The sequence below is a fragment of the Rhizobium sp. CF080 genome, assembly GCF_000282095.2.
Taxonomy (GTDB): Bacteria; Pseudomonadota; Alphaproteobacteria; order Rhizobiales; family Rhizobiaceae; genus Neorhizobium.
The window spans coordinates 320420-342371 of sequence record NZ_AKKC02000009.1 but is presented as its reverse complement, the minus strand read 5'-3'; the positions used below and the strand labels follow the sequence as shown (position 1 = coordinate 342371).

The window sequence follows — 21952 nt, the reverse complement described above, 5'->3', positions numbered from 1 at the left end:
CACGCCGCCGCTGTTTTCGCGGGAGGAGAGCAGAACTACAGGATCGGCTTGCCGCCGGTGACGGCGATCGTCGCGCCGGAAACGTAGCTGGAAAGCGGATCGGCGAGCATCACATAGGCCGTCGCGAGCTCGGCAGGCTGGCCCGGGCGTTTCATCGGCACCTGCTTGCCGAAATTCTTCACCCGGTCTTCCGTCATGGTGGAGGGGATCAGCGGCGTCCAGATCGGTCCCGGCGCGACCGTATTGGCGCGGATGCCCTTTTCGGCCAGCAGCTGAGCCAGGCCGGCCGTGAAATTCTGGATCGCGCCCTTGGTGGTCGCATAGGCGAGCAGCGTCGGGTTCGGACTGTCGGAATTGATCGAGGCGGTGTTGATGATGGCACTGCCCGGCTTCATGTGGGGAACCGCCGCCTTGGTGAGATAGAACATCGCATGGATATTGACCTGGAAGGTCAGCTCCCATTCCTCGTCGCTGATGTCTCCAATGTCGGAAAACGTGGCCTGATGGGCGGCATTGTTGACGAGAATATCGATGCCGCCAAACGCCTGGACAGCCTTGTCGATGATCGACCGGCAATGCGCCGCGGTCTTGATGTCGCCCGGCACCAGCACCGCCTTGCGGCCGGCCTCTTCGACAACGCGCCTGGTGTCTTCGGCATCCTCGTGTTCGTCGAGATAGGAAATCAGCACATCGGCACCCTCACGCGCATAGGCGATCGCGACAGCCCGGCCGATACCGCTGTCGCCACCGGTAATCACCGCCCTCTTGCCGGCCAGCCGGCCGGAACCGCGATAGGATAACTCGCCATGATCCGGCACCGGATCCATGCGTCCGGTAAAGCCCGGCATCGGCTGCTGCTGTTCGGGAAACGGCGGACTGGGATACTGAGCCACGGAGAATTCCTTGTTCTCGAAAGTTCTTGACGAAGCTCCCCAACTGGCCCCGACTGGAGATGTTCCCGGTCAAAAAAGGCATAACCGAAAAAAGAGAAGGCGCGTCGAACCGCGCCTTCCGTGGTTGCATCGCACTTGCTTGAATTCACACCCCGGGAGTCACGGCTCCATCGCCGCGGCGCAAGCGTTTCAGCTGGCCGACGATCCGGAGCGAACTGGAAGCCCTTGCCGCAGAGGTGTCCGAGCTCTTCGACAGGATCCGCAGCATGTCTTCGGCCTCGTCCACCGAAATGGTGCCGCGGGCGGCCAGACCATCGATCAGCATGAGCATGACACCTTCGACCGCGAGCGACCTTCGGCGCACTTCCATTTCGATTTCATCGGCATTGGACATTGCAGGCTCCTTAATTGTCACCTGCCGAATGGTTCTGGGAGAAAATTGTTCCTCGCCAGCGGGCAAAGCCTTTCCGGAACCCGGACTTTTTGGTGCCGGTCAGCCGCCGTCCCGGCTGTCGCCGGGGGGCGTTGGGCCCTGGTCCTTGTCGACCTTGCCTGGCCCCGCCTTGTAGAAATACTGGCTCGCCACCAGCCAGCCCTTCAGCGGCCGCATCGGCGCAAGGCACGTGAGGAGCAGGAAGGGAAGCGAGATCAGGAGATGCACCCAGAACGGAGGCTGGAAGCTGGTCTCGATCCACACGGCAAGCGCGATGCTCGGGATGCAGCCGAAGCACATGACGAAGAAGGCGGGACCGTCTCCCGGGTCGGCGAAGGAATAATCAAGGCCGCAGACCTCGCAAGCCGGCCGCATCGACAGGAACCCATTGAACAGATGCCCCTGGCCGCAGCGCGGGCAACGGCCGCGCAGGCCGGTGCTGATGGGAGAAAGCGGCGCCCAATTCGCGTCATAGGACATGGAATCTGCCTTTCGTGACAGGAGACAAGATGCGTTTTCGGAATACTATCCGGCAAGTCTCTATAACAAGCCGTTCCCTGACGGGCGGCAATCTCCGCTTTTGAGGCTCGGCGCGAAACTTCTGTCATCGATCTATGGCAGGCCGCTCCAAAACAATAGTCTGGCATCGATCGAATCGCCGCCATCCACATGAGACGGAATTTCATGGCTTCAGAATTTTCAGGCCTCGGTATCGCCCATCAGGGCCATTTCACCCGGCTGAAGTGGCATCGCCTGCGCCGCAGCTTCAAAGACCCCTTGTTTTCGGCGGGCGTCATTGCGGAGGGTTTCCGTCTCGGCGCCTCGACCGAACTCGACCTGCGCGTCCGCGCCGATGGCGGTTTCGTCGTCCTGCACGACGAGGAGCTTGAAGGCGAAACCACCGGCCATGGCCTCATCCGCGAGGCTCCGCCCGAAGTTATCCGCAGCCTGACGCTGCTGGAGGGCGGCCATCCGCCGATTCTCAGCGAGGATCTTGCGACAATGCTTCGGACCGCCCATCCGGATGCCCTGCTGCAGTTCGACATGAAGGACGAACTTGCGGTGATCGGCGCGCACGGCATGGACCATCTCGCCGACCATTTCACCGGCGCCGGCTCCTCGATCATCGTCAGCGGCGCCGATCTCGATCTCATCGTCGCCGTCAGGCAAAGGCTGCCGGGCCTCAAGCGCGGCATCGATCCGACCGACAAGCTCGTCGAGATCTATCGGCACCGGGGCCTCAAGGCCGTGGAAACCGATCTGCGCGCAGATATCGCGGGCCCGACCGAGCCGGACACGATCTATCTCGCCTGGCAACTGGTGCTGCAGGCCGCCAAGGACGGACTCGACCTGATCGGCCTCTGCCACGATGCCGGCAAGCTCGTCGATGCCTGGACCTTCAATCTCAAGAACCCGGATGCCGGTTTCGACGAAGCCGAGGCGAGCAACTTCGCGGCCCTGATGGCGCTAAAGCCGGATCAGGTCACCACCGACGAGCCGGTCGCCACCGAGCGCGCCTGGGCACGGATCGGCAGCTGAAGCAGGTCAATCGTCGATCCCGAACGGATCGCGATAGATCCGCCGGTTGACCAGCTTGAGGCTGCGGTCCGGCTGGATGAGGTAGTTTTCCTCGACCCGCTGGCCGAGTTCGTTGCGGAACTCGTGCGGCACGACGCTGCCGATCGGCGCCTTGGTGAGCTTGGTGCGCGGCTGGCCGCCATAGGTGATGCTGCCGGGGATCGGCCGGATGCCCGGCCCGATGTCGATTGCTCCGGTGGTGCCGCCGCCGTCCGTGCTGCAGCCGGCAAGCGCGATCACGAGACCGGCGATGGCGATGATGTTTCTCATGGGGCTGATCCTTCCCGATGTCCCGCTGACGCGGTGGACTCACTGAACTTCGCGGATATGCGGGAAGTTCCATGCCGCAAGCGGAGCCGATAAATCCTCTACCCATCGCCAAAATATCCGATACATCTGTGACCCGCCAGTAACGGAATGAGGAGAATGACTGCCGTGACGAAATCCTTTGGAGCGATGTCGATCGCCGAGCTTTCCGCGCTCATCCAGATGGGCAAGATCGACCCGATCGAGGTGACGGAATCGGTGCTATCAGGCATCAAGGCCTATCCGGACAGGGCCGTGTTCATATCGCTGCTCGAAGACCGCGCCGTTGCGGAAGCCCATGCCGCCTCCAAGCGCCTCAAGGAAGGCCGCTCGCTTGGCCTGCTCGACGGCATTCCGATCGCCTGGAAGGACCTGTTCGACATCGAAGGCCTGCCGACCACCGCCGGCTCGAAAGTGCTGAAGAAGGCCGCCCCCGCAACCAGGGACGCCGCGATCGTCGATCTGCTGAAACAGGCCGGCATGATCGCCATCGGTCGCACCAATATGAGCGAATTCGCCTTTTCCGGCATCGGCATCAATCCGCATTACGGCACGCCCCATAATCCCCATGGCAAGGATGCGCCCCGCATTCCCGGCGGCTCCTCCTCCGGTTCCGGCGTCGCGGTCGCGGCAGGTCTGGTGCCGGTCGCCATGGGCACCGATACGGGCGGCTCGATCCGTATTCCCGCCGGCTTCAACGGCATCGTCGGCTACAAGGCGACCCGCGGACGCTACCTCATGGACGGCGTCTATCCGCTGGCGACCAGCCTCGATTCGCTCGGCCCCCTCTGCCGCACGGTGCAGGACGCGGTGTGGGTGGATGCGGCCATGCGCGGGCTCGCGTCACCGCCGACGGAACGCCGGCCGGCCCAACCCCTCGATATCGTCATCCCGACCAACATCGTCCTCGACGGCGCCGAGCCGGGCGTCATGGCTGCCTTCGAAGCTGCGATCGAGCGGCTTGCCAAGGCGGGAGCCAAGATCACCCGCCTCGCCTTCCCGACCTTCGACGAACTCCCGAAGCTGATGGTCAAATACGGTCCGATGGTCACCGCCGAAGCCTTCGTCCTGCATCGGGAAAAACTGGCAGGCCCGGATGCCGACGAGATGGACCACCGGGTGGTGGCCCGCACGCGCCTTGGCGAAAAGACCAGCCTGCCGGACTATATCGCCATCGTCGAAAACCGCGCCCGGATGATCGCCGAAACCGAGGCCCTGGTCGGCGACCGGTTTGTCGCCATGCCCTCGGTCGCGCACGTGGCACCCCCGATCGCGCCGCTCGAAAAGGATGACGAACTGTTCTTTGCCACCAACGGCAAGACACTGCGCAATACCGGCTTCGGCAATTTCCTCGACTGGTGCGGCGTCTCCATCCCCTGCGGCACCGGCGATGCCGACATGCCGGTCGGCTTCCTTCTGTCGGCCAATGCCAACCGTGACGAAGCGCTGCTGCAGGCCGCGATGGCATATGAGGAGACCATTCGCGGGTAGGAATGGCAGGGCGAGCAATGGCGCCGGATCATCTTCCGGCAGACATCGCCTGCCGGCAAAGCCGCGAAAGTGCGCGCAGGCTCATCGCATAGAAGAGTTGTCTCTCCACGGGGCTAACTAAGGAACCGTTTCCCCGTAACCGGGATCACGGCAGTTGCCTATTGCTTGTCCGGAAATCCCCGAAGACCTAGCTTCTTGCCTGTATTTTCAGGGAAGCGGCGTACCTATGCAACTCGATTTGAACGGCAAGACGGCACTGATCACCGGCGGCTCCAAAGGCATCGGCCTCGCCTGTGCGCAATCTCTCCTGTCCGAAGGAGCCCGGGTCGTCATCTGTTCGCGCGCCAAAGTGAATGTCGATGCTGCCCTGGCTGAGCTTCCCGGCGCCCTCGGCTTTGCCGCCGACCTGACATCGGAAAAAGAGGCACTTGCCCTCGTCGACAAGATCGAAGCCGAAGTCGGGGCGCTCGATATCCTCGTCAACTGCGCCGGCGCTGCACGGCGCACGCCGCCGCAGGACCTCAGTCCGGCACACTGGCGCTCCGCAATGGACGCCAAGTATTTCTCCTACATCAACGTCATCGACCCCGTCGTCAAACGGATGGCTGCCCGCCGGACGGGCGTGATCGTCAACGTCATCGGCGGCGGCGGCAAGGTCGCCTCGCCGATCCACCTTCCGGGCGGGGCTGCCAATGCGGCGCTGATGCTGGCGACAGTCGGCCTTGCAAACGCCTATGCCGCCAGCGGCCTGCGGATCATCGGCATCAATCCCGGCAATACCGAAACCGAACGGGTGACCGAAGGTCTCCGGGCGGAAGCGGCTCTCCACGGCATCAGCGAACAGGCGGCGCTCGAAAAGATGGTCCAGCGCATCCCCCTCGGCCGCATGGCAACGCCTGAGGAAATCGCCAACGTGGTAACATTCCTGAGCTCGTCGAAGGCAAGTTATGTCACCGGCGTGGTGATCGGCATGGATGGCGCCCTCAATCCGATCGTCGTCTGATGGCTCCGTCTCGGACCCGACCGGCTTTCGCCACCTCTTCGCCATTCCCTCATTTCAACCTTTATAAGTGCAGGCCGATCACATGAGCAGCAATTCCGAGTTTCTCTGGTACATCCCGAACGACGTCAAAGCCGGCCATCGCGGAGACGCCGCCGTCGAGAACCACAACAGCCTGGACACGCTGACCAGCCACGCCAGGGCGCTGGAGCAGCATGGCTGGAAAGGCGCGCTCGTCGGCACCGGCTGGGGCCGGCCGGATACGTTCACCATCGCGACCGCCCTTGTCGCCCGCACCACCACGTTCGAGCCACTGATCGCGATCCGCCCGGGCTATTGGCGCCCGGCGAATTTCGCCTCCGCCGCAGCGACGCTGGACCACCTCAGCGGCGGCCGCGTGCGGGTCAATATCGTCTCCGGCCAGGACAATCTGGCTGCCTACGGCGATAGCGAGGGCGATCAGGCTCACCGTTATGCCCGCACCAAGGAATTCATGCGGCTCGTTCGCAGGCTGTGGACCGAAGAAAACGTCACCTGTGCCGGCGATCATTTCCAGGTGGCCGGGTCTACCATCGAGCCCCGCATCCAGGTCCGCGGCGATCGCAAGCACCCCAAGCTTTATTTCGGCGGCGCGTCGGAGGCCGCCGAACGGGTGGCTGCGACGGAGGCCGATGTTCAGCTCTTCTGGGGCGAACCTCTGGACGGCGTGCGCGAGAGGATCGAAAATCTCAAGACGTTGAGCCGGCAGCTCGACCGTGATCTTCCTCCGCTGGAATTCGGCTTGCGCATTACCACGCTTGTCCGCGATACGACCGAACAGGCCTGGGCCGATGCCGAGGCGAGGGTCGCCGAGATGGCCAAGGGCAAGAGCGGCAACTGGAACGACCATGGAAAGCCGGTCGCCATCGGGCAGCGGCGACTGCTCGAACTGCACGAGCGCGGCGATGTTCTCGACGACAACCTCTACACCGCGCCCGGAAAATTCGGCGGCGGCGGCGCCGGCACGACCTGGCTTGTCGGCTCGGCCGAGGACGTCGCCCGTTCGCTGCGCAAATATGAGGATCTTGGCATCACCCATTTCGTGCTCTCCGACACGCCCTATCTCCGAGAGATCGAACGGCAGGGCGATCAGTTGCTTCCGCTTCTGCGCCGCTGAGGCGAAACAGCCGTTCCTCAAAGCCAAAGCCGCCGGTGACGAACCGGCGGCTTTTGCGTTTCAGGGTGAAAGAAGATCAAGCATTCTGCTTCGGTCGCCAGCGGAGCAGATAGGATTCGAGCGAATAGGCCAGACGGTTCAGCGTAAAACCGACGAGGCCGAGGATGATGACGCCGACCATGACCATGGCCATGTCGAAGCGCTCGCGGCCGGCAATCACCAGACCGCCGATGCCTGGGCCGACCGCCAGGAAATATTCCGCGCCGACGGTTGCAAGCCAGGAATAGATCAGGCCGAGATGCACGCCGGTCGCGATCGACGGCATGGCCGACGGCAGGTAGATGCGAAGCGCGCGTTGCCGCCCGTTGAATTTCAGGGCGCGGCCGACCTCGATCAGGTCGTCGGGGGCCGCCCGCATGCCGTCATACGTATTGAGCACGATCGGGATGAACGCCGCGAGCGCCACGAATACGATCTTCGCCTGTTCGCCGAAGCCGAACCATACCGAGATCAGGGGGATCCAGGCCAGCAGCGAGATCTGTTTCAGCGCATTGAACGTCGGCATGACCAGCCGGTCGGCAATCCGCGACAGGGCGAGAACGGTCGCGAAACCGATGCCGACGACGCCACCGATCAGGAAACCGGCAATGTTGCGCATCAAGCTGAAACTGAGGTCCCCGAGGAGGTCATTGTCGATCAGCTCGCGTTTTGCCGCCCGCACCACCTCTTCCAGCGACGGAAGGAAGCGGGGATCGACGATGCCCGTCCGGTTTGACACTTCCCAGACGACGAGGAGCAGGATCGGCAGCGTGATGCCGCGGCGGAACCGGACGGCTTGCGATGTGGTGGTCACCATATCAGGCCTCCCCCTTCTTCCAACGCTGGATCAGCGTTTCGGTGTTGTTCAGGCTCTTGTCCATGATGAAACCGACGAGACCGATGGCGATCATCGCGACGATCACGGTATCCAGCCAGAACATCTGCCGACCCCAGACGAGCAGGTAGCCAAGCCCCTCAGACGAGGCGAGCAACTCGACGCCGACGAGCGACGTCCAGGAATGGGTCAGGCCGTAGCGGATGCCGGTGAAGATCGAGGGGACGGCGCCCGGCAGGACGATCAACCGCAGCCGCTGCCAGCGGCTGAAGCGAAGCGCGTGCCCGACTTCCAGATAGCGCGGTGAGACGTTGCGGATGCCGGTGAAGGTGTTCAGCGCCATGGGCACCAGGGCACCCTTGGCAATGACGATGATCTTCAGCGTTTCGTCGATGCCGACGAGCAGCATCAGAAGCGGGATCCAGCCGAGCGTCGGGATCTGCGCGAAGGCAAGGAAGAGCGGCTTGACGTAGTCCTCGACCCTTTCGGAAAGCCCCATGGCGACGCCCAGGCTCAGGCCCAGCGCCGCCCCGATCGCAAAGCCGATGACGACACGGCGCAGGCTGACCGCCGTATGGTAGAGGATCTCGCCGCTGGCGATCATGTCGCGCGCCGTCTCGTAGACGAAAACCGGCGACGGCAGGATCTGCTCCGCCAGCCAGCCCCTGTCGGAGGCGACCCACCAGAGCACCAGGAGTGCGACCGGCAGGATGAAGGCCGTCAGCCCGATACCGATGCGCTTGCGCGACGGCCAGGAGAAACGGGGGCCGGCATGGCCGGAGGTCTCAGAAATCGCGGCCATGCCCGCTTCCTCGTATCACTCTTGGTCGGATTACGACGCAGCGGGCTTGCCGTCGGCGCCATAGGGCTGCCAGAATTTCTGGAGGCCAAGCCGCTGCAGGGCGCTGTTGAGATATTTCGGTTCGAACCATCCCTGAAGATCGATGTCGCGGCGGACCAGCTCGAATTCCTTGCTCTTCACCGCCTGCTCCGCGTATTGCGAGGTCAGCAGGTCGTCGATCAGCGGCGAGTTGCGATAGGCCAGCGTGTCCTTGCTGAAATATTCTTCCAGGATCGGGACCGGCGTTCCGGACTTGTGCCACAGTTCGAAGAGTGCAGCGCGGTTCGGCTCGTCTGACGACCACTGGGCCGCCTTCACGAAAGCATCGACGACGCGCTGGGTGATCTCCGGATGTGCGTCGATGAACGCCTGACGCCCGATGATGCCGGCATTGCGGCCGAAGCGGGGATCGTCGCCCTTGGTCGTGTAGATGACGTCGGCGGAGCCTTTTGCAGCAAGGTTGATAAGCTGCGTATCGCCAAAGGCAGCGTCGATATCCTTGCTGGTGAGGGCTGCAACGGTCGCAGCGCTGTCGAGGTTGACGACCTGGACGTCACGCTCCTTCAGCCCGTGGGCTTCCAGAATCTTGATGGCGGCGAGATGGCCGTTGGTGCCGCGCTGCAGGGCGATCTTGCGGCCCTTCAGATCCTCGATTTTCTGGATGCCGCTATCCTTGGCGACAGCGAGATAGAGCGGCTTGCGGGCCCCGCTGGCCAGCAGATACTTGGTCTTCAGCCCAGTCGCGCGGCCGATCAGCGACGGCAGGTCGCCCTGATAGGCGAAATCGAGCTGATCGTTGGCGAAACCTTCGTTCACCGCCGGACCGGCACCCTTGAAGAAGGTCCACTCGATCTTGACGTTCGGATCATTGGCGAATTCCTTTTCGAGAAACTCGCCGGCGCGGGCGGTGGCGGCCGAGGTGCCTTCCGAGAACGGGCGGTTGTCGACGCCGATCGCCGCATAACCGACATGGATGACCAGCGGATCTTCGGCGCGGGCCGAGATGGTGAGCAATCCGGCAAAGGCAATGCCCGCGGCCAGACGCAAAATGGATGTCAGTTTCATGGGTTTCTCCATAGTTGATGCGATCAGCCGACGGCTGCGATGACGGGCCTGAGCGCCGGCGAGGATTCGCCGATATTGCGGGCCGCCTGTTGCGGAACGGGCTGGGTGGTGTTGTTGAGGCTGTCGAGGACACGGTTGCGCACCTGGACCAGCGCCGCGGATGTGCGAACCCGCGGCCGCGGCAATCCGACCGGAACGATCTCACGGATGCGGCCCGGCCGCGGCGACATGATCACCACGCGGTCACCGAGATAGACGGCCTCGTCCACATCATGCGTCACCAGCACCATGGTGATGCGCTCCTTGGCCCAGATTTCCTGCAACTCGTCCTGCAGGCGGGTCTTGGTGATCGCGTCGAGCGCGCCGAAGGGCTCGTCGAGGAAAAGCACGTTCGGCCGGTTGACGAGACCGCGGGCGATGCCGGCCCGCTGCGCCATGCCGCCGGAGAGCTGGTGCGGATAGGCTTTCGCAAAACCGGTCAGGCCGACGAGTTCCAGATGCTGCTCGACAAGGGCCTTCTTCTCGCCCTTCGGAAGGCCGGAGTTTTCCAGTCCCAGAGCAATATTGCGCTCGATTGTCAGCCAGGGGAAAAGCCGTGGTTCCTGGAACACCATGCCCCTGTCGAGGCTCGGCCCGTCCACCGGCTCGCCCGCATGGTTGATCGCGCCCTTGTAGGTCGTGTCGAGTCCCGCGCCGAGACGCAGCAGCGTCGACTTTCCGCAGCCGCTGGCGCCGACGATCGTCACGAATTCGCCCTCCGCAACGTCGAGGCTGACATCGTCGAGCGCGGTCAGGCTTCCGCCGTTCACCTGGAATTGCCGTGTGACGTTGCGGATCTGGATATGCGGGCCTTTGCTCATCGTCTCTTCCTATTCTGCGGCAATCTGGGTGCGGGCCGGATGACGCGGTATCCGGAGGCCGAGGTTTTCACGCAGCGTGCCCCCCTCGTATTCGTTGCGGAACAGGCCGCGGCGGCGCAGTTCCGGCAGGACCAGTTCGATGAAATCGGTAAGTCCGACGGGCAGATGCGGCGGCATGACGTTGAACCCGTCGGCGGCTTCCTCGTGGAACCACGCCTCCATCTGGTCGGCGATCTGGGTCGGCGTGCCGACGATCTGCCAGTGGCCACGCGCACCGGCGATGCGCAGATAGAGCTGGCGTATCGTCAGGTTCTCGCGCCGGGCGAGATCAAGCAGCAGCCTCTGCCGGCTCTTCGAATTGTTGGTTTCCGGCACGTCCGGAACCGGGCCATCGACCGGGTATTGCGAGAGGTCGACACCGTCGGCCATGCCGTTCAGCAGCGAAAGGCCGACCACCGGGTGGATGAGGTCCTGGATCTGCTGGAACTTCTCCTGCGCCTCCTCCTCCGTCCGGCCGATCACCGGGAAGATGCCGGGCATGACCTTCAGCTCGTCGCGGCTGCGGCCGTATTTCGCCATCCGGCCCTTGAGGTCGGCATAAAACGCCTTGGCATCCTCGATGGTCTGATGGGCGGTGAAGACGACTTCGGCGGTTCGCGCCGCGAGCTCCTTACCCGGCTCCGACGCACCCGCCTGCACCAGGACCGGGTGCCCCTGCGGCGCGCGCGAAACATTCAGCGGTCCCCGCACCTTGAAATGCTTGCCCTTGTGGTTGAGGACATGCTGCTTGGCCGGATCGAAGAAGATCCCGCTTTGCTTGTCGCGTGGGAACGAGTCTTCCTCGAACGTATCCCAGAGCCCGCGCACGACATCGGCGAATTCCTCGGCCCGTTCGTAGCGTTCCGCATGGGCGTAGTGTTCGTCGCGGCCGAAATTATGCGCCTCGTGGTCGCTCGCCGAAGTGACGAGGTTCCAGCCGGCGCGGCCGCCGCTGATATGGTCGAGCGAGGCGAACTTGCGGGCGATGTGATAGGGCTCGTTGTAGGAGGTGGAGGCGGTCGCGACGAAGCCGATATTGCGGGTGAGCGCGGCAAGCGCCGACAGAAGCGTGATCGGCTCGAACTGCGCCACATAGCGTTGAGCGGTCCGGCTCAGCGCATCGATATCCGTGCCGCGGGTGCCGACACCGTCGGCCATGAAGACCAGATCGAACTTCGCCGCCTCGGCCGCTTGCGCCAGCCCGGCATAGTGGGCGAAATTCGACCCCGCATCCGCCTGCGCTTCAGGATGTCGCCATGCCGCTATGTGGTGCCCGGTGGGGTAGAGAAAGGCCCCAAGTTTGATCTGTCCCGGTCTGGTCGTCATTAGTCTCTCCTCGAATGGAGAGCGCAGGCTAACAGACGGGCACAAAATCTAGAGAAATACTGTTCTATTTATCTGGTCGGCACTGAACTTTTATCGCAGCCGGGACCCGGTCTCCCAGTCGTTCTGCCCGGACAGCAACTAGCAGCCGGGCAATACGCGTCACTTGGGAGCGCGATCAGTTCGCTGCAGCTCACAGCCCCAGCCCCTTGATGTAGTCGATCGAGTTCCTGGCAAACTGGCGCCAGTCGCTCGGATTGTCGTGTTCCGTGACAATATGCTCGGCCTTGGTCTTGCGGAACAAAGGCACGAGGCTCGGCCAGTCGATGATGCCGGAGCCGGTCGGCGCCCAGCCGTCGTCGATGGTCGTCCCGGCCGGCGCCATGTCCTTTACCTGGATGGCGATGATGCGATCCGCGAATTTTCGAAGTTCCGCCGCCGGGTCGCCGCCGGCGCGGGTGATCCAGCCGCAATCGATCTCGAACCAGACGCCATCGCCCGCACCTTCAAAGATATGATCGATGGGGCGCGAGCCATCCACCATCGGGCAGAATTCGAAATCGTGATTGTGCCAGGCCACCTTCAGGCCTTGTCCGGCGGCGATCGCGGCACCCTCGGCAAGCTGCGTCCCGAGCCGGCGCCAGTATTCGGCCGTCGTGCCCCGCTCCTCCGGCACTACATAGGGCGGGATCATGATCGTCGCGCCGAGCGCCAACGCGATATCGATGAAGCGATTGGGCTCGTTGACCAGCCCCTTCAATGGCATGTGGAAGCAATGGCATTTGAGGCCGGCATCGTCGAGCGCCTGCCGGAAGGCCTTCGGATCCGCCTCGTAGGCCGGCAGCCAGGGTTCGATCGCGTCGTAGCCGAAGGATTTAAGTTCGAGGAACTGGTCGAACAGCGGCGGGAAATTGCGGGAGGAATAAAGCTGGTAGGAAATCGGATAGGTCATGCGGATCTCGCTCAATTCTGCTTCTCTTTATCGCGGTTCTGCTTCTCTTTATCGCGGTCGTATTCCAGCAGTTCGATCAATCCGCCAAGCACGTCCTCTGCGCCGAAATAGGCATAACGTCCGGTGCCGCTCTGGAACTCGCCGCGCTGGATGAGGCTGTGGCCCGCCTTTTCAAGCTCGACAGTGTCGCGCGTCAGGTTCCGGGTCTTGAAGGCGATGTGGTGGAAACCCGGGCCTTTGCGCTCCAGGAGATCGCGCCAGGCGCTGGGCTCCGGGCCGGGCTCGATGAATTCGAGGTCGATATTGTCGAAATGGAACATCATGATCCGGCATCCGACCCGCGCGGGACGACCATCATAGATCGCCTGCGCCTTGTCCCGCTCGGCGGCATAGCTGAGCGGCGGCAAGGGCAAGCCGGTCAATCGCGCGAACCAGCCGGCCGACTCCTCCAAGGTGTGCGTCACGAAGCAGATCTGCAGCAAGTGCGTTCCGCCGCCGAGGATCGCATTCATCGTCAAGCCTCCAGGCGTTGGCCCGTCTCGGGATCGAAGAGGTGGGCGCGTGCGACATCAATGCTGACGGAGATGGTATCGCCTGGCAGTTTCATGATGCGCTCGCGGAAGACGCCGGTCACCTCGTAGCCCGCCAGCCGCATGACGACCTGGGTCTCCGAGCCGGTTGGCTCGACGGTTATGATCTCCGCGCGCAGGCCGTTGTCGTCGAGGGTAAGATGTTCGGGCCGGAACCCCATATGGAGTGCCCGATTGCCGAGAGAGGCGACATTGGGAACCGCAACGGACGTCCCGTCGGAAGTCGCAAAAATCCCGTTCTCAAGTCTGCCGCCGATCACGTTCATGCTCGGCGACCCGATGAAACCGGCGACGAACAGGTTGGCCGGCCTGTCGTAGAGATCGAGCGGCGAACCGACCTGCTCGATGACGCCGCCGTTCATGACGACGATGCGATCGGCCATGGTCATCGCCTCGATCTGGTCATGGGTCACATAGACGGTCGTCGTCTTCAGACGATGATGGTTCTGCTTGATCTCGGAGCGCATCTGCACGCGCAGCTTGGCGTCGAGATTGGATAGCGGTTCGTCGAACAGGAAGACCTTCGGTTTGCGTACCATTGCTCGCCCCATCGCCACACGCTGGCGCTGGCCACCCGAGAGGTGGCGCGGGTAGCGTTTCAGATAGGGTTCAAGCCCCAATATCCGCGCGGCGTCCGCGACGCGCGCGGAAATCTCCTGCTTCGGCGCGCCGGCAAGCCGCAGCGAAAAGCCCATATTGGCTTCCACGGTCATGTGCGGATAGAGCGCATAGGACTGGAACACCATGGCGATGTCGCGCTCCTTCGGAGCGAGCGAATTGACCACTCTGCCGTCGATGGCGATCTCGCCGCCGCTGATGGCTTCCAGCCCTGCGATCATCCGCAACAGGGTGGACTTGCCGCAGCCGGACGGTCCGACCAGCACCACGAACTCGCCATTGGCGATATCGACCGAAACGCCGTGCAGGACTTCCAGCGCGCCATAGCTCTTGCGCGCCTGTCTGATGGTCACCGAACCCAAGGGGCAACTCCATTCATGATGTCAGTCATCCCAACCGGGGGATTTTTCGGGATTGATGCGGCGATAGCCGCGATCAAGCTTGCGGATCTCCGCCATGTCAGCCTCGTCCAATGAGACGTTAAGGGCCGCGAAATTGGCGCGAAGATTGGCCTCGCTGCCGGAGGCCGGAATGACGATATGCCCCTCCCCGATCAGGAAGGCGAGCGCGACGGCCGCGACCGTTGTCCCATGTTTCTCGGCGATCCGCTTGAGAACCGGATCGCTGGCGATCTCGCCCTTGGCGAGCGGCTGATAGGCGGTGAGCGGCAGGCCGATCTTTCGCGCATAGGCGACAAGCTTCGGTGACTGCAGATAGGGGTGGATCTCGACCTGGTTGGTGGCGAGTGTATCCTTCCCGACCAGGGAACGTGCCTTTTCGAGCAGCGCGATCGGGTAGTTGGAAACGCCGATCAGGCGCGCATAACCCTTTTGCTGCGCTTCGACGAGCGCCGTCATGTAGTCATCGAACGGCACGGCATCCTTATGGGAAGGCCAGTGGATCAAAAGCAGATCCACCTGGTCGACGCCGATCGTATCGAGGCTCTCGCGGACCGAGGGCATGAACTGCGCGGTGTCGAGGCGGGTATCGGCCACCTTGGTAGTGATGAAGAAATCGCCGCGCGGCAGGCCGGAGCGGCGCACCGCCTCTCCGACAGGCTGTTCGGTATTGTAGCTCTGGGCGGTATCGAGATGGCGGTAGCCGATCTCGATGGCCTTCAGGAGGGCGGCAACGCCCTCGCTGCCGGTCCTGCCATAGGTGCCGAGGCCCAATCTGGGGATGGTTTTGTCGCTCATGATTATCCTTTCGTGGCGCCAGCGGTGAGGCCACCGACGAACAGCCGCTGCATCGAGAAGAACAGCATCGCGATCGGCAGCGTCATGACGACCGAGGCGGCCATGACCGCACCCCAGTCGGTGTTGAACTCGGTGGAGAATTCCGCAAGTCCGATCGGCAGGGTCTTCACAGAGGAGTCGGTCGCAAAGCAAAGCGCGAAGACGAACTCGTTCCAGGTGGTGACGAAGGCATAGACGATGACCGCGACGATGCCGGGCGTCGACAGCGGCAGCGTGATGCGGAAGAGGATGCCGAGCCGCGACGACCCGTCGATGATCGCCGCCTCCTCGAGCTCCACCGGGATCGCCTTGAAATAGGAGGTCAGCATCCAGACCGAGAGCGGCAGGGTAATGATCATGTAGACGAGGATCAGGCCCCAGTAGGTGTTCACGAGGCCGAGCACCCGCAGCGTGATGAACAGCGGCACGATGATCGCCGCTGTCGGCAAGAGCTGGCCGATCAGCACGAAACTCTGCAGCAGCGGTTTTCCGCGAAAATCGAAACGCGCAAAGCCATAGGACGCAAAGATCGCCAGGATCAGCGCCAGGAACGTGGAGCCGACGGAAATGATGACGCTGTTGAGGAAATAGCGCGGAATATTGCTCTCGAAGAGGACCTTGTAATAGTTGCCGAGCGTCGGCGTCTCCGGCCACCAGATCGGCGGAACGGTATAGAGCTCCGGCAGCGTCTTGATCGACGAGACGCCCATCCACATGAACGGGAAGAGGCAGATGAGGACGACGATCACCGCGCCGATGATGGTGATCGGCAGCGGCAGGCCCGTTCTCTTGAGGGTGCTGGCGTCGCTCATTTGGCCTCTCCCGGCGTCGAGGCGAGCGCCCTGATGTAGATGATGACGATGACGAGCGCGACGGCGAAGAAGATCACCGAAAGCGCTGCCGCCTGGTTGAACTGGGTGCTTTCGAACGCCAGGCGGAAAATCTGGATCGGCGTGATCAGCGTCCGGTTGGCCGGCCCGCCGCGGGTGATCGCATAGATGATGGTGATCGAATTGAGGCCCCAGATCACCAGGAGCAGGGTCACCGCCACGATGACGGACCGCACCTGCGGGATCATGATGAAGCGGACTTCCTGCCAGAAATTGGCGCCGTCGACGCGCGCGGCTTCATAAAGGTCGTTGGGGATCGACTGCAGGCCGGCCAGCACCATGATCGCCACGAAGGGGAAGAGCTTCCAGACGTTGATGGCGATCAGCACCGGCATCACGGTATTGCCGTTGGTCAGCCAGCCGATCGGCTCCGGAATGATGCCGGAACCGGTCATCATATAGTTGATGATGCCGAATTCCGTATGGAACATCCATGCCCAGGTGGTCGCCGCGACAATGCCCGGAACGACCCAGGGAATGAGCGTGATCGAGCGCACGATGCCGCGGCCGATGAAGTTCTGGTTGAGCAGGATGGCGGTTGCCGTCCCGAGGATGACCTGGAAGACGATCGAGCCGCCGACGAACCAGATAGTGTTCCAGAATGCCTGCGGTGTGGCGCGGGCCGAAAGCACCGCCTTGAAATTGGTGAGGCCGACAAAGGCGCCCTGCCTGTCGGTCACACTCAACAGACCGGTATAGGCAACGGGATAGGCGATCAGCATCGCCAGCACGATCAGCGCCGGCAATACGAAAACGAGGCCCGTCGAATTGCGGTCCATCTGCGGGTTCCTTGAACGACATCGGGTGGAATTCATGCTCCGGGGAAAGGTGTTTTCCCCGGAGTGATGGGCACAGCTATTTCTGGTCGAGCAGCGCCTGGATGTCCTTGGCTGCTCCGTCCATGGCCTTCTGCACGTCCTCGTCACCGAGAAGGATGCGCTGGATGCCGTCGAAATAGGCCTGAGTGATCTGCACCCAGTTCTTGTTGTTCGGCGCGGCGCGGCCATAGGGCAGCATTTCCTTGAACACCGTCAGGATCGGGTCGCTGAAGCGCGGCAGCGACATGGCGGATTTGCGAGCCGGGAACGTATCCGTCAGAGCGCCCTGGTTCGGCGCCTCGGCAAGGAACGCGACGAGTTTCTTGGCCTCGGTCTGGTTCTTGGCCGAGGACGGGATGACGAAACTCCAGCCGCCGAGGAGTGCGGCGGTCGGCTTGCCTGCCGGATGCGGGATCTGCATCACGCCGATATCGATTTTCGGATTTTCCTTCTTGATCGACGCGACGTCGAACTGGCCGGACTGATAGGCGGCAACCGTCTCGGCAATGAACAGCCGGCGGTTTGCGGTGCCGTCGTTTTCGAGCGTCGAGGCCGGCGACTGCTTGTTCTTGAAGAAGTCCGTATAGAACTTGACCGCAGCCACGGCCGCCGGCTGGTTGACGACCGCCTTCTTGCCATCCGCAGAGATGATATCGCCTCCGTTCATCCAGATGAAGGGCAGCGACCGGAAGATCGTATTGCCGACTTCACCGCCACCGGTGATGGCAAAACCGGAAACCTTGCCCTTCGACAGCGTCTTGGCAGCGGCAACCAGTTCGTCCCAGGTCTGCGGCGGCTTGGCCGGATCGAGGCCGGCATCCTTGAACGCGCCTTTGTTATAGATGACCGCATGGGTCTCGATGCGATACGGAATGGCCCAGAGCTTGCTGTTCCAGGTGCCATAATCCAGCGACGCGGGAATATAGTCCTCGCGGTCCTTCAACACGTCATCGACCGCAACGACCAGGCCGTTCTGGGCATAACCGTTCACCCAGGCGTGCTGGACGTCGATGATGTCGGGTGCGGCACCGGATTGCAGGGCGGTCAGGACGCGCTGCGGCAGGCCGTCGGTCGTGGTGATCTCGAGCTTGACCTTGATGCCCTGATTAGCCTGTTCGAACTTGGTGACGAGCTCGCGTGCCCGCGCCTCGTTGAAGTTAGGCGTCCACCAGACGACCTCGCCGGCCAGTGCCACGCCGCTCGTCAGCATCGTCATTGCCGTGGCCATGACGGCCAGCGTCTTGAATTTCATCATCATCTCCTCCTCCGCACGGCTCCATGCCGCACTTTTCCCGACCGGCCTCCACCGGATTGGTTCACCGCGATGCTGCGGCCTGCCTTGCTCTCCCAAAATGCGCGACATCCTGCGAACGCGCCGGCCCCAGCGCATGGGCGTTCATTGTCAGGGCCTTCATGAAGCCGATCGTATAGGCATTGCCCGCATGCCACGGGGCCGGGCAATCGAGATCGGGGACGTGATCGGGAACCATCACCCCGTCAAAACCCTCGTCCCTCAGGACCCGAACGATTTCCGCCATCTCGACATCGCCATCATCGACGAAGGTCTCGACATAGTGGGGGACCTTGCCGCGGACGTTGCGGAAATGCACATAAGCAATCGCGCCCAGTCGCGCGAAATGGCGGGTCGTTTCGTAGACGTCGCCATCGACCATTTCCTGCAGCGAACCGACGCAGAACTCCAGCGCGTTGGCCGGGCTCGGCGCGATGTCCAGCAGCCGCTGGTATTTCGCGTGGGCGTTGACGAGACGCGCATTGCCGCGCAGCCGCTCCACCGGCGGATCGTCGGGATGGGCCGCCAGCCGGACATTCGCCTTTTCCGCGACAGGCACGAGTTCCTTCAGGAACCATTCGAGGCGCGACCAGAGATCCCGCTCGCTGACGCTGATCGGCGCAGCCCCTGCGATGGGATCGCGGTACCGCATGTTCCAGAGCATTCCGTCCGGCATCGGCGTGTCCGTATCGAATTCGTCGCCGAAGAACACCGCGGTCATCGCCCCGCCCCGGGCGACACGCTTGCGCTGCCAGCCCCAGACCCCGGCAATCGAAAAATTGTAGCCGATGACCGGGATGCCCGCTCTTCCGGCGTCGCGGACGAGCTGCTTCAACCCGTCCATCTGCTCGTGTTTCTTCGGCCCGTCCAGCAGGATGTCCGACCAGAAATTCGGCGACAGGTTTTCCATCGCCGCGACCTTGAGCCCGTGCCTTGCCAGCATCGCGACGACGCCGGCCATATGGTCGTATGTCCAGAGCGGCACGTCGATGCATTCGCCATTGATGGGGCCGACACCGCCGTTACGGTATGCGCTGTTATCGGCGTTGCGGGCATATTGGGTCAGGTGAACGACGACATCGCCGACGCCGAGCTGGCTCGCATAACGCGCGCCATCCTCCGACAGATGATCGCCGAACAGGGTCAGACCTACCCGCACGTTACCCTCCCCGATTGACGCCCGGCTTTGCCGCCGGCTAGTTCATATTTGAATGTCGCCAATTCGCAATATAACTTGCGCCAAGAAGCCTCGATTGTCAATTGTTCCGGCCTCATGAGCGTGTGCCGTCCTTCAGCGTTGCCGCGCCCGTGGCAACGCCGCTGGTGTTCATGCTGCCGTCGAACAGCGGCACATTGTAGGGCGCATAAGGGTAGCGGCCGCAGGCCTCCTCGATGAGTTCCACCCCGAGCCCCGGCGCGGTCGGCGCCAGGATTGCCCCGTCCTCGAACTGCAGGGTTTCCCGCACCAGTTCCTTGCGCCACGGCACATCCACCGAAACGGTCTCGAAGATCGAGAAATTCGGGATGGCGACAGACATATGCAGCGTCATCGCGTTCATCACCGGACCGACCGGATTATGCGGCGCGATCGGGATCAGATGGTGATGCGCCATATGCGAAATGCGCTTCGTTTCTCCGAGCCCGCCCGCATGCGAGACGTCCGGCTGCAGGATATCGACCGCCTTCTTGTTCAGCGCCTCGAGGAACTTGCCGGGCTCGTACCAGCGCTCACCGGCAGCAATCGGCACCGGGCTTTTCTCGCGCACATCCACCAGCGCATCGATGCTCTCGGGTGGCGTCGGCTCCTCGATCCACCTCAGGTCAAAAGGCGCCAGTTCCCGGCACATGGCGATCGCCGTCGGCACGTTGAGCCGGCCGTGGACGTCGAGCATCAGGTCGACATCGGGGCCGACCGCATCGCGGACAGCCGCGACGATATCGATCGTCTGGCGGCGCTGCTTGCGGTTCATTTCCAGGTCGGCGACGTCGAAAGGATCCCATTTGAGGGCGCGGTAGCCCATGGCGACGGCCTTGCGCGCATTCTCGGCATATTGATCGGGCGTCACCGCGCCGAAGAACCAATGATTGGCGTAGCATTCGACGCGATCCCGGTATTTGCCGCCGAGCAGCTCGAAGACCGGCACGCCGAGCGCCTTGCCCTTGATGTCCAGCAGAGCCGCTTCGATGGCGCCGAGCGCCGTGCGGAACACGGCCCCCGTCCGCCAATAGGAGTCCCGGTGCAACTGCTCGACGATCGCATCGACCTCGAACGGATTGCGGCCGATCAGCACGCGCTCAAGCTCTTCCAGCGCCGATACGATGGTCTTCGTCTTCCACTCCAGCGTCGCCTCGCCGACACCTTCGTAGCCCTCATCCGTATAGAGTTTGACGAAGACGAAATTGGTGCGGGACACATTCGCAACAAAGATCTTCTGCTGCACGATCCTCATGAGGTTCCTCCTGGCAGGCCGGTGCCTGCCCCCTCGTTATTTGCCTATGACTATCGGGCCTGCGCCTTCAGCCGCTTGATCGCCTCGAACTGCAGGCTGTCATCGGCCATCTGCATCAACTCGATGCGGTGCCCGTCCGGATCCTCGATCCAGGTCTGCCAGTTGTTGTCGGCCGCCTTGATTGTCGGCCGGATGCGCTCGATGCCGAGCGCATCGAGTTCGGCCACGGTCTTCTGGATATCCGGCACGGCAAGGCACAGATGATTGTAACCGACCGCCTCGCGCTCGGCCGCCTTGTCGCCCTCGCCTTCCGGGAAGATTTCGAGATACTGATCATCGGTGATGCGCAGATAGACCAGCCAGAGCCGGCCCTCGCGGTCGAGGCGCATCATTTCGGAAAAGCCGAGCTTGTTGACATAGAAGTCGAGGGTACGATCGATATCCTTGACGCGAATGGCCACATGGGCGATCGACGAAACGGTCAGCATGAGAATGTCTCCGGTTAGAGGCGGCCGTATTTGGCATAGACATCGGCAACGTCGGCGCCCGCACGGATCTCGTTGCGCGAGCGGTTCTCTATGCCCATGATCTCTTCGGCGCGGTCGAGCACCGCATCCACCTTGTCGGCGGGAATGACGATCACGCCGTCCATATCGCCGAAGATCCAGTCGCCGGGATCGACCCGTATCTGCGAGGTCAGGGTACCGGTGACGGCGATCGGCACCTCGATGCCGCTGATACGGGTTCGCTGTCGGGATTCGATCGGGGAAAGATAGCGGGTGAAGACGGGCCAGTTCTCCATGCCCATCAGGATATTGCCGTCGCGGATGCCGCCATCGACAACGACGCCGACCGCACCCTTGCTCTTCGCGCCGGTGCTCATCAGCTCGCCCCAGTGACCGGCCTTGCGCTCCCCGGCCGCCGAAATCAGCACGACGCAGCCGGAATACATCCGCCGGAAGAAGGTGAAGGTCTTCACCTCTTCATTGTCGTATTCGTCGTCGGTGCGCATGTCCGCCGTACAGGCGACGGTGAAGGCGGGTCCGGCGATCCGCATGCCGCGATCCAGCGCCCGGATGTCGAGATCCATGCATTGATGCGGAAGCCCCATTTCGTCGAGAATGTCGTAGACGGCAGCGGTGTAGAGCTTGTTGAAGCGCGCGGCCTTTGCCGCGATCGCTGCGGAATCTCTGTCCATGTGGTCTGCCTCCTCCAGCAGAAACCCAATTCGAACCTGCTCATCCCTCCA

At 62.7% G+C, this 21952-nt stretch carries 24 protein-coding genes; 4 read left to right on the top strand and 20 right to left on the bottom strand.

What is annotated here, in order from left to right; all coding sequences use genetic code 11:
- Positions 1 to 35 precede the first annotated feature (35 nt).
- From PMI07_RS22045 to PMI07_RS22035, 3 genes are all read right to left on the bottom strand, one after another.
- A complete protein-coding gene (locus PMI07_RS22045; protein ID WP_007759389.1) occupies positions 36 to 893 on the bottom strand; it encodes an SDR family oxidoreductase in 858 nt (285 codons plus the stop codon).
- Between the two features lie 145 nt (positions 894 to 1038).
- Positions 1039 to 1287, bottom strand: coding sequence for a hypothetical protein (locus PMI07_RS22040; protein ID WP_007759388.1), 249 nt, complete (start codon positions 1285 to 1287; stop codon positions 1039 to 1041).
- A gap of 99 nt (positions 1288 to 1386) precedes the next feature.
- Positions 1387 to 1806 carry a DUF983 domain-containing protein gene (locus PMI07_RS22035; RefSeq protein ID WP_024164028.1) on the bottom strand — a complete coding sequence of 140 codons (420 nt, stop codon included), beginning with the start codon at positions 1804 to 1806 and terminating at the stop codon, positions 1387 to 1389.
- A gap of 204 nt (positions 1807 to 2010) precedes the next feature.
- Here PMI07_RS22035 and PMI07_RS22030 point away from each other — a divergent pair, with 204 nt between their 5' ends.
- Complete coding sequence (locus PMI07_RS22030; protein WP_007755523.1) at positions 2011 to 2865, top strand: glycerophosphodiester phosphodiesterase family protein; 855 nt, start codon at positions 2011 to 2013, stop codon at positions 2863 to 2865.
- Between the two features lie 6 nt (positions 2866 to 2871).
- On the opposite strand, the gene PMI07_RS22025 is transcribed toward PMI07_RS22030, so the two are convergent.
- Entirely contained in the window at positions 2872 to 3174 is a 303-nt protein-coding gene (locus PMI07_RS22025; protein WP_007755521.1) for a hypothetical protein, read from the bottom strand.
- 165 nt (positions 3175 to 3339) lie between these two features.
- Here PMI07_RS22025 and PMI07_RS22020 point away from each other — a divergent pair, with 165 nt between their 5' ends.
- From PMI07_RS22020 to PMI07_RS22010, 3 genes are all read left to right on the top strand, one after another.
- A complete protein-coding gene (locus PMI07_RS22020) occupies positions 3340 to 4701 on the top strand; it encodes an amidase (RefSeq protein ID WP_007755518.1) in 1362 nt (453 codons plus the stop codon).
- A 226-nt stretch (positions 4702 to 4927) separates the two neighbouring features.
- Positions 4928 to 5704: an SDR family oxidoreductase gene (locus PMI07_RS22015; protein ID WP_007755508.1), complete on the top strand. Its 777-nt coding sequence runs from the start codon at positions 4928 to 4930 to the stop codon at positions 5702 to 5704.
- A gap of 82 nt (positions 5705 to 5786) precedes the next feature.
- Positions 5787 to 6857, top strand: coding sequence for an LLM class flavin-dependent oxidoreductase (locus tag PMI07_RS22010; protein ID WP_007755504.1), 1071 nt, complete (start codon positions 5787 to 5789; stop codon positions 6855 to 6857).
- A 76-nt stretch (positions 6858 to 6933) separates the two neighbouring features.
- On the opposite strand, the gene PMI07_RS22005 is transcribed toward PMI07_RS22010, so the two are convergent.
- The 16 genes from PMI07_RS22005 to PMI07_RS21930 form a co-directional block, all read right to left on the bottom strand.
- Complete coding sequence (locus PMI07_RS22005; RefSeq protein WP_007755501.1) at positions 6934 to 7713, bottom strand: ABC transporter permease; 780 nt, start codon at positions 7711 to 7713, stop codon at positions 6934 to 6936.
- A 1-nt stretch (position 7714) separates the two neighbouring features.
- On the bottom strand, positions 7715 to 8533 hold the full coding sequence (locus tag PMI07_RS22000; RefSeq protein ID WP_007755499.1) for an ABC transporter permease: 819 nt from the start codon (positions 8531 to 8533) through the stop codon (positions 7715 to 7717).
- Between the two features lie 30 nt (positions 8534 to 8563).
- Positions 8564 to 9637 (bottom strand): ABC transporter substrate-binding protein, encoded by a 1074-nt coding sequence (locus PMI07_RS21995; protein WP_007755496.1) that lies wholly within the window; start codon positions 9635 to 9637, stop codon positions 8564 to 8566.
- Between the two features lie 23 nt (positions 9638 to 9660).
- Entirely contained in the window at positions 9661 to 10497 is an 837-nt protein-coding gene (locus PMI07_RS21990) for an ABC transporter ATP-binding protein (RefSeq protein ID WP_024164027.1), read from the bottom strand.
- Between the two features lie 9 nt (positions 10498 to 10506).
- The gene (locus PMI07_RS21985; RefSeq protein ID WP_024164026.1) at positions 10507 to 11862 is read right to left on the bottom strand and encodes an LLM class flavin-dependent oxidoreductase; all 1356 of its coding nucleotides are present in this window, start codon (positions 11860 to 11862) and stop codon (positions 10507 to 10509) included.
- A 190-nt stretch (positions 11863 to 12052) separates the two neighbouring features.
- On the bottom strand, positions 12053 to 12826 hold the full coding sequence (locus tag PMI07_RS21980) for a sugar phosphate isomerase/epimerase (protein WP_245277210.1): 774 nt from the start codon (positions 12824 to 12826) through the stop codon (positions 12053 to 12055).
- A complete protein-coding gene (locus PMI07_RS21975; RefSeq protein WP_007771933.1) occupies positions 12823 to 13323 on the bottom strand; it encodes a VOC family protein in 501 nt (166 codons plus the stop codon). The genes PMI07_RS21980 and PMI07_RS21975 overlap by 4 nt, the downstream gene beginning before the upstream one ends.
- Before the next feature lie 2 nt (positions 13324 to 13325).
- Positions 13326 to 14381, bottom strand: coding sequence for a sn-glycerol-3-phosphate ABC transporter ATP-binding protein UgpC (gene ugpC, locus PMI07_RS21970; RefSeq protein WP_007771931.1), 1056 nt, complete (start codon positions 14379 to 14381; stop codon positions 13326 to 13328).
- 21 nt (positions 14382 to 14402) lie between these two features.
- Positions 14403 to 15215: an aldo/keto reductase gene (locus PMI07_RS21965; RefSeq protein ID WP_024164025.1), complete on the bottom strand. Its 813-nt coding sequence runs from the start codon at positions 15213 to 15215 to the stop codon at positions 14403 to 14405.
- A gap of 2 nt (positions 15216 to 15217) precedes the next feature.
- Positions 15218 to 16066, bottom strand: coding sequence for a carbohydrate ABC transporter permease (locus PMI07_RS21960; protein ID WP_007767193.1), 849 nt, complete (start codon positions 16064 to 16066; stop codon positions 15218 to 15220).
- Positions 16063 to 16923 carry a sugar ABC transporter permease gene (locus tag PMI07_RS21955; protein ID WP_007767190.1) on the bottom strand — a complete coding sequence of 287 codons (861 nt, stop codon included), beginning with the start codon at positions 16921 to 16923 and terminating at the stop codon, positions 16063 to 16065. The genes PMI07_RS21960 and PMI07_RS21955 overlap by 4 nt, the downstream gene beginning before the upstream one ends.
- Positions 16924 to 16999: 76 nt before the next feature.
- On the bottom strand, positions 17000 to 18217 hold the full coding sequence (locus PMI07_RS21950; RefSeq protein WP_245277209.1) for an ABC transporter substrate-binding protein: 1218 nt from the start codon (positions 18215 to 18217) through the stop codon (positions 17000 to 17002).
- Positions 18218 to 18278: 61 nt separating this feature from the next.
- Positions 18279 to 19412 (bottom strand): mannonate dehydratase, encoded by a 1134-nt coding sequence (locus PMI07_RS21945; RefSeq protein WP_007767186.1) that lies wholly within the window; start codon positions 19410 to 19412, stop codon positions 18279 to 18281.
- A 112-nt stretch (positions 19413 to 19524) separates the two neighbouring features.
- On the bottom strand, positions 19525 to 20703 hold the full coding sequence (locus PMI07_RS21940; RefSeq protein ID WP_024164024.1) for a mandelate racemase/muconate lactonizing enzyme family protein: 1179 nt from the start codon (positions 20701 to 20703) through the stop codon (positions 19525 to 19527).
- Positions 20704 to 20753: 50 nt separating this feature from the next.
- Entirely contained in the window at positions 20754 to 21191 is a 438-nt protein-coding gene (locus tag PMI07_RS21935) for a VOC family protein (RefSeq protein ID WP_007755899.1), read from the bottom strand.
- Between the two features lie 14 nt (positions 21192 to 21205).
- Positions 21206 to 21901 carry a demethylmenaquinone methyltransferase gene (locus tag PMI07_RS21930; RefSeq protein ID WP_007755898.1) on the bottom strand — a complete coding sequence of 232 codons (696 nt, stop codon included), beginning with the start codon at positions 21899 to 21901 and terminating at the stop codon, positions 21206 to 21208.
- Positions 21902 to 21952: the final 51 nt, after the last annotated feature.

Coding starts and splice junctions, on each gene's coding strand:
- PMI07_RS22000 (WP_007755499.1), bottom strand. CDS start 8,533: ATGGCCGCGATTTCTGAGACCTCCGGCCATGCCGGCCCCCGTTTCTCC.
- PMI07_RS21985 (WP_024164026.1), bottom strand. CDS start 11,862: ATGACGACCAGACCGGGACAGATCAAACTTGGGGCCTTTCTCTACCCC.
- PMI07_RS21950 (WP_245277209.1), bottom strand. CDS start 18,217: ATGATGAAATTCAAGACGCTGGCCGTCATGGCCACGGCAATGACGATG.
- PMI07_RS22035 (WP_024164028.1), bottom strand. CDS start 1,806: ATGTCCTATGACGCGAATTGGGCGCCGCTTTCTCCCATCAGCACCGGC.
- PMI07_RS21955 (WP_007767190.1), bottom strand. CDS start 16,923: ATGGACCGCAATTCGACGGGCCTCGTTTTCGTATTGCCGGCGCTGATC.
- PMI07_RS21960 (WP_007767193.1), bottom strand. CDS start 16,066: ATGAGCGACGCCAGCACCCTCAAGAGAACGGGCCTGCCGCTGCCGATC.
- PMI07_RS21965 (WP_024164025.1), bottom strand. CDS start 15,215: ATGAGCGACAAAACCATCCCCAGATTGGGCCTCGGCACCTATGGCAGG.
- PMI07_RS21940 (WP_024164024.1), bottom strand. CDS start 20,703: ATGAGGATCGTGCAGCAGAAGATCTTTGTTGCGAATGTGTCCCGCACC.
- PMI07_RS22010 (WP_007755504.1), top strand. CDS start 5,787: ATGAGCAGCAATTCCGAGTTTCTCTGGTACATCCCGAACGACGTCAAA.
- PMI07_RS22015 (WP_007755508.1), top strand. CDS start 4,928: ATGCAACTCGATTTGAACGGCAAGACGGCACTGATCACCGGCGGCTCC.
- PMI07_RS21975 (WP_007771933.1), bottom strand. CDS start 13,323: ATGAATGCGATCCTCGGCGGCGGAACGCACTTGCTGCAGATCTGCTTC.
- PMI07_RS22030 (WP_007755523.1), top strand. CDS start 2,011: ATGGCTTCAGAATTTTCAGGCCTCGGTATCGCCCATCAGGGCCATTTC.
- PMI07_RS21930 (WP_007755898.1), bottom strand. CDS start 21,901: ATGGACAGAGATTCCGCAGCGATCGCGGCAAAGGCCGCGCGCTTCAAC.
- PMI07_RS22025 (WP_007755521.1), bottom strand. CDS start 3,174: ATGAGAAACATCATCGCCATCGCCGGTCTCGTGATCGCGCTTGCCGGC.
- PMI07_RS21995 (WP_007755496.1), bottom strand. CDS start 9,637: ATGAAACTGACATCCATTTTGCGTCTGGCCGCGGGCATTGCCTTTGCC.
- PMI07_RS22040 (WP_007759388.1), bottom strand. CDS start 1,287: ATGTCCAATGCCGATGAAATCGAAATGGAAGTGCGCCGAAGGTCGCTC.
- PMI07_RS22005 (WP_007755501.1), bottom strand. CDS start 7,713: ATGGTGACCACCACATCGCAAGCCGTCCGGTTCCGCCGCGGCATCACG.
- PMI07_RS21990 (WP_024164027.1), bottom strand. CDS start 10,497: ATGAGCAAAGGCCCGCATATCCAGATCCGCAACGTCACACGGCAATTC.
- PMI07_RS21935 (WP_007755899.1), bottom strand. CDS start 21,191: ATGCTGACCGTTTCGTCGATCGCCCATGTGGCCATTCGCGTCAAGGAT.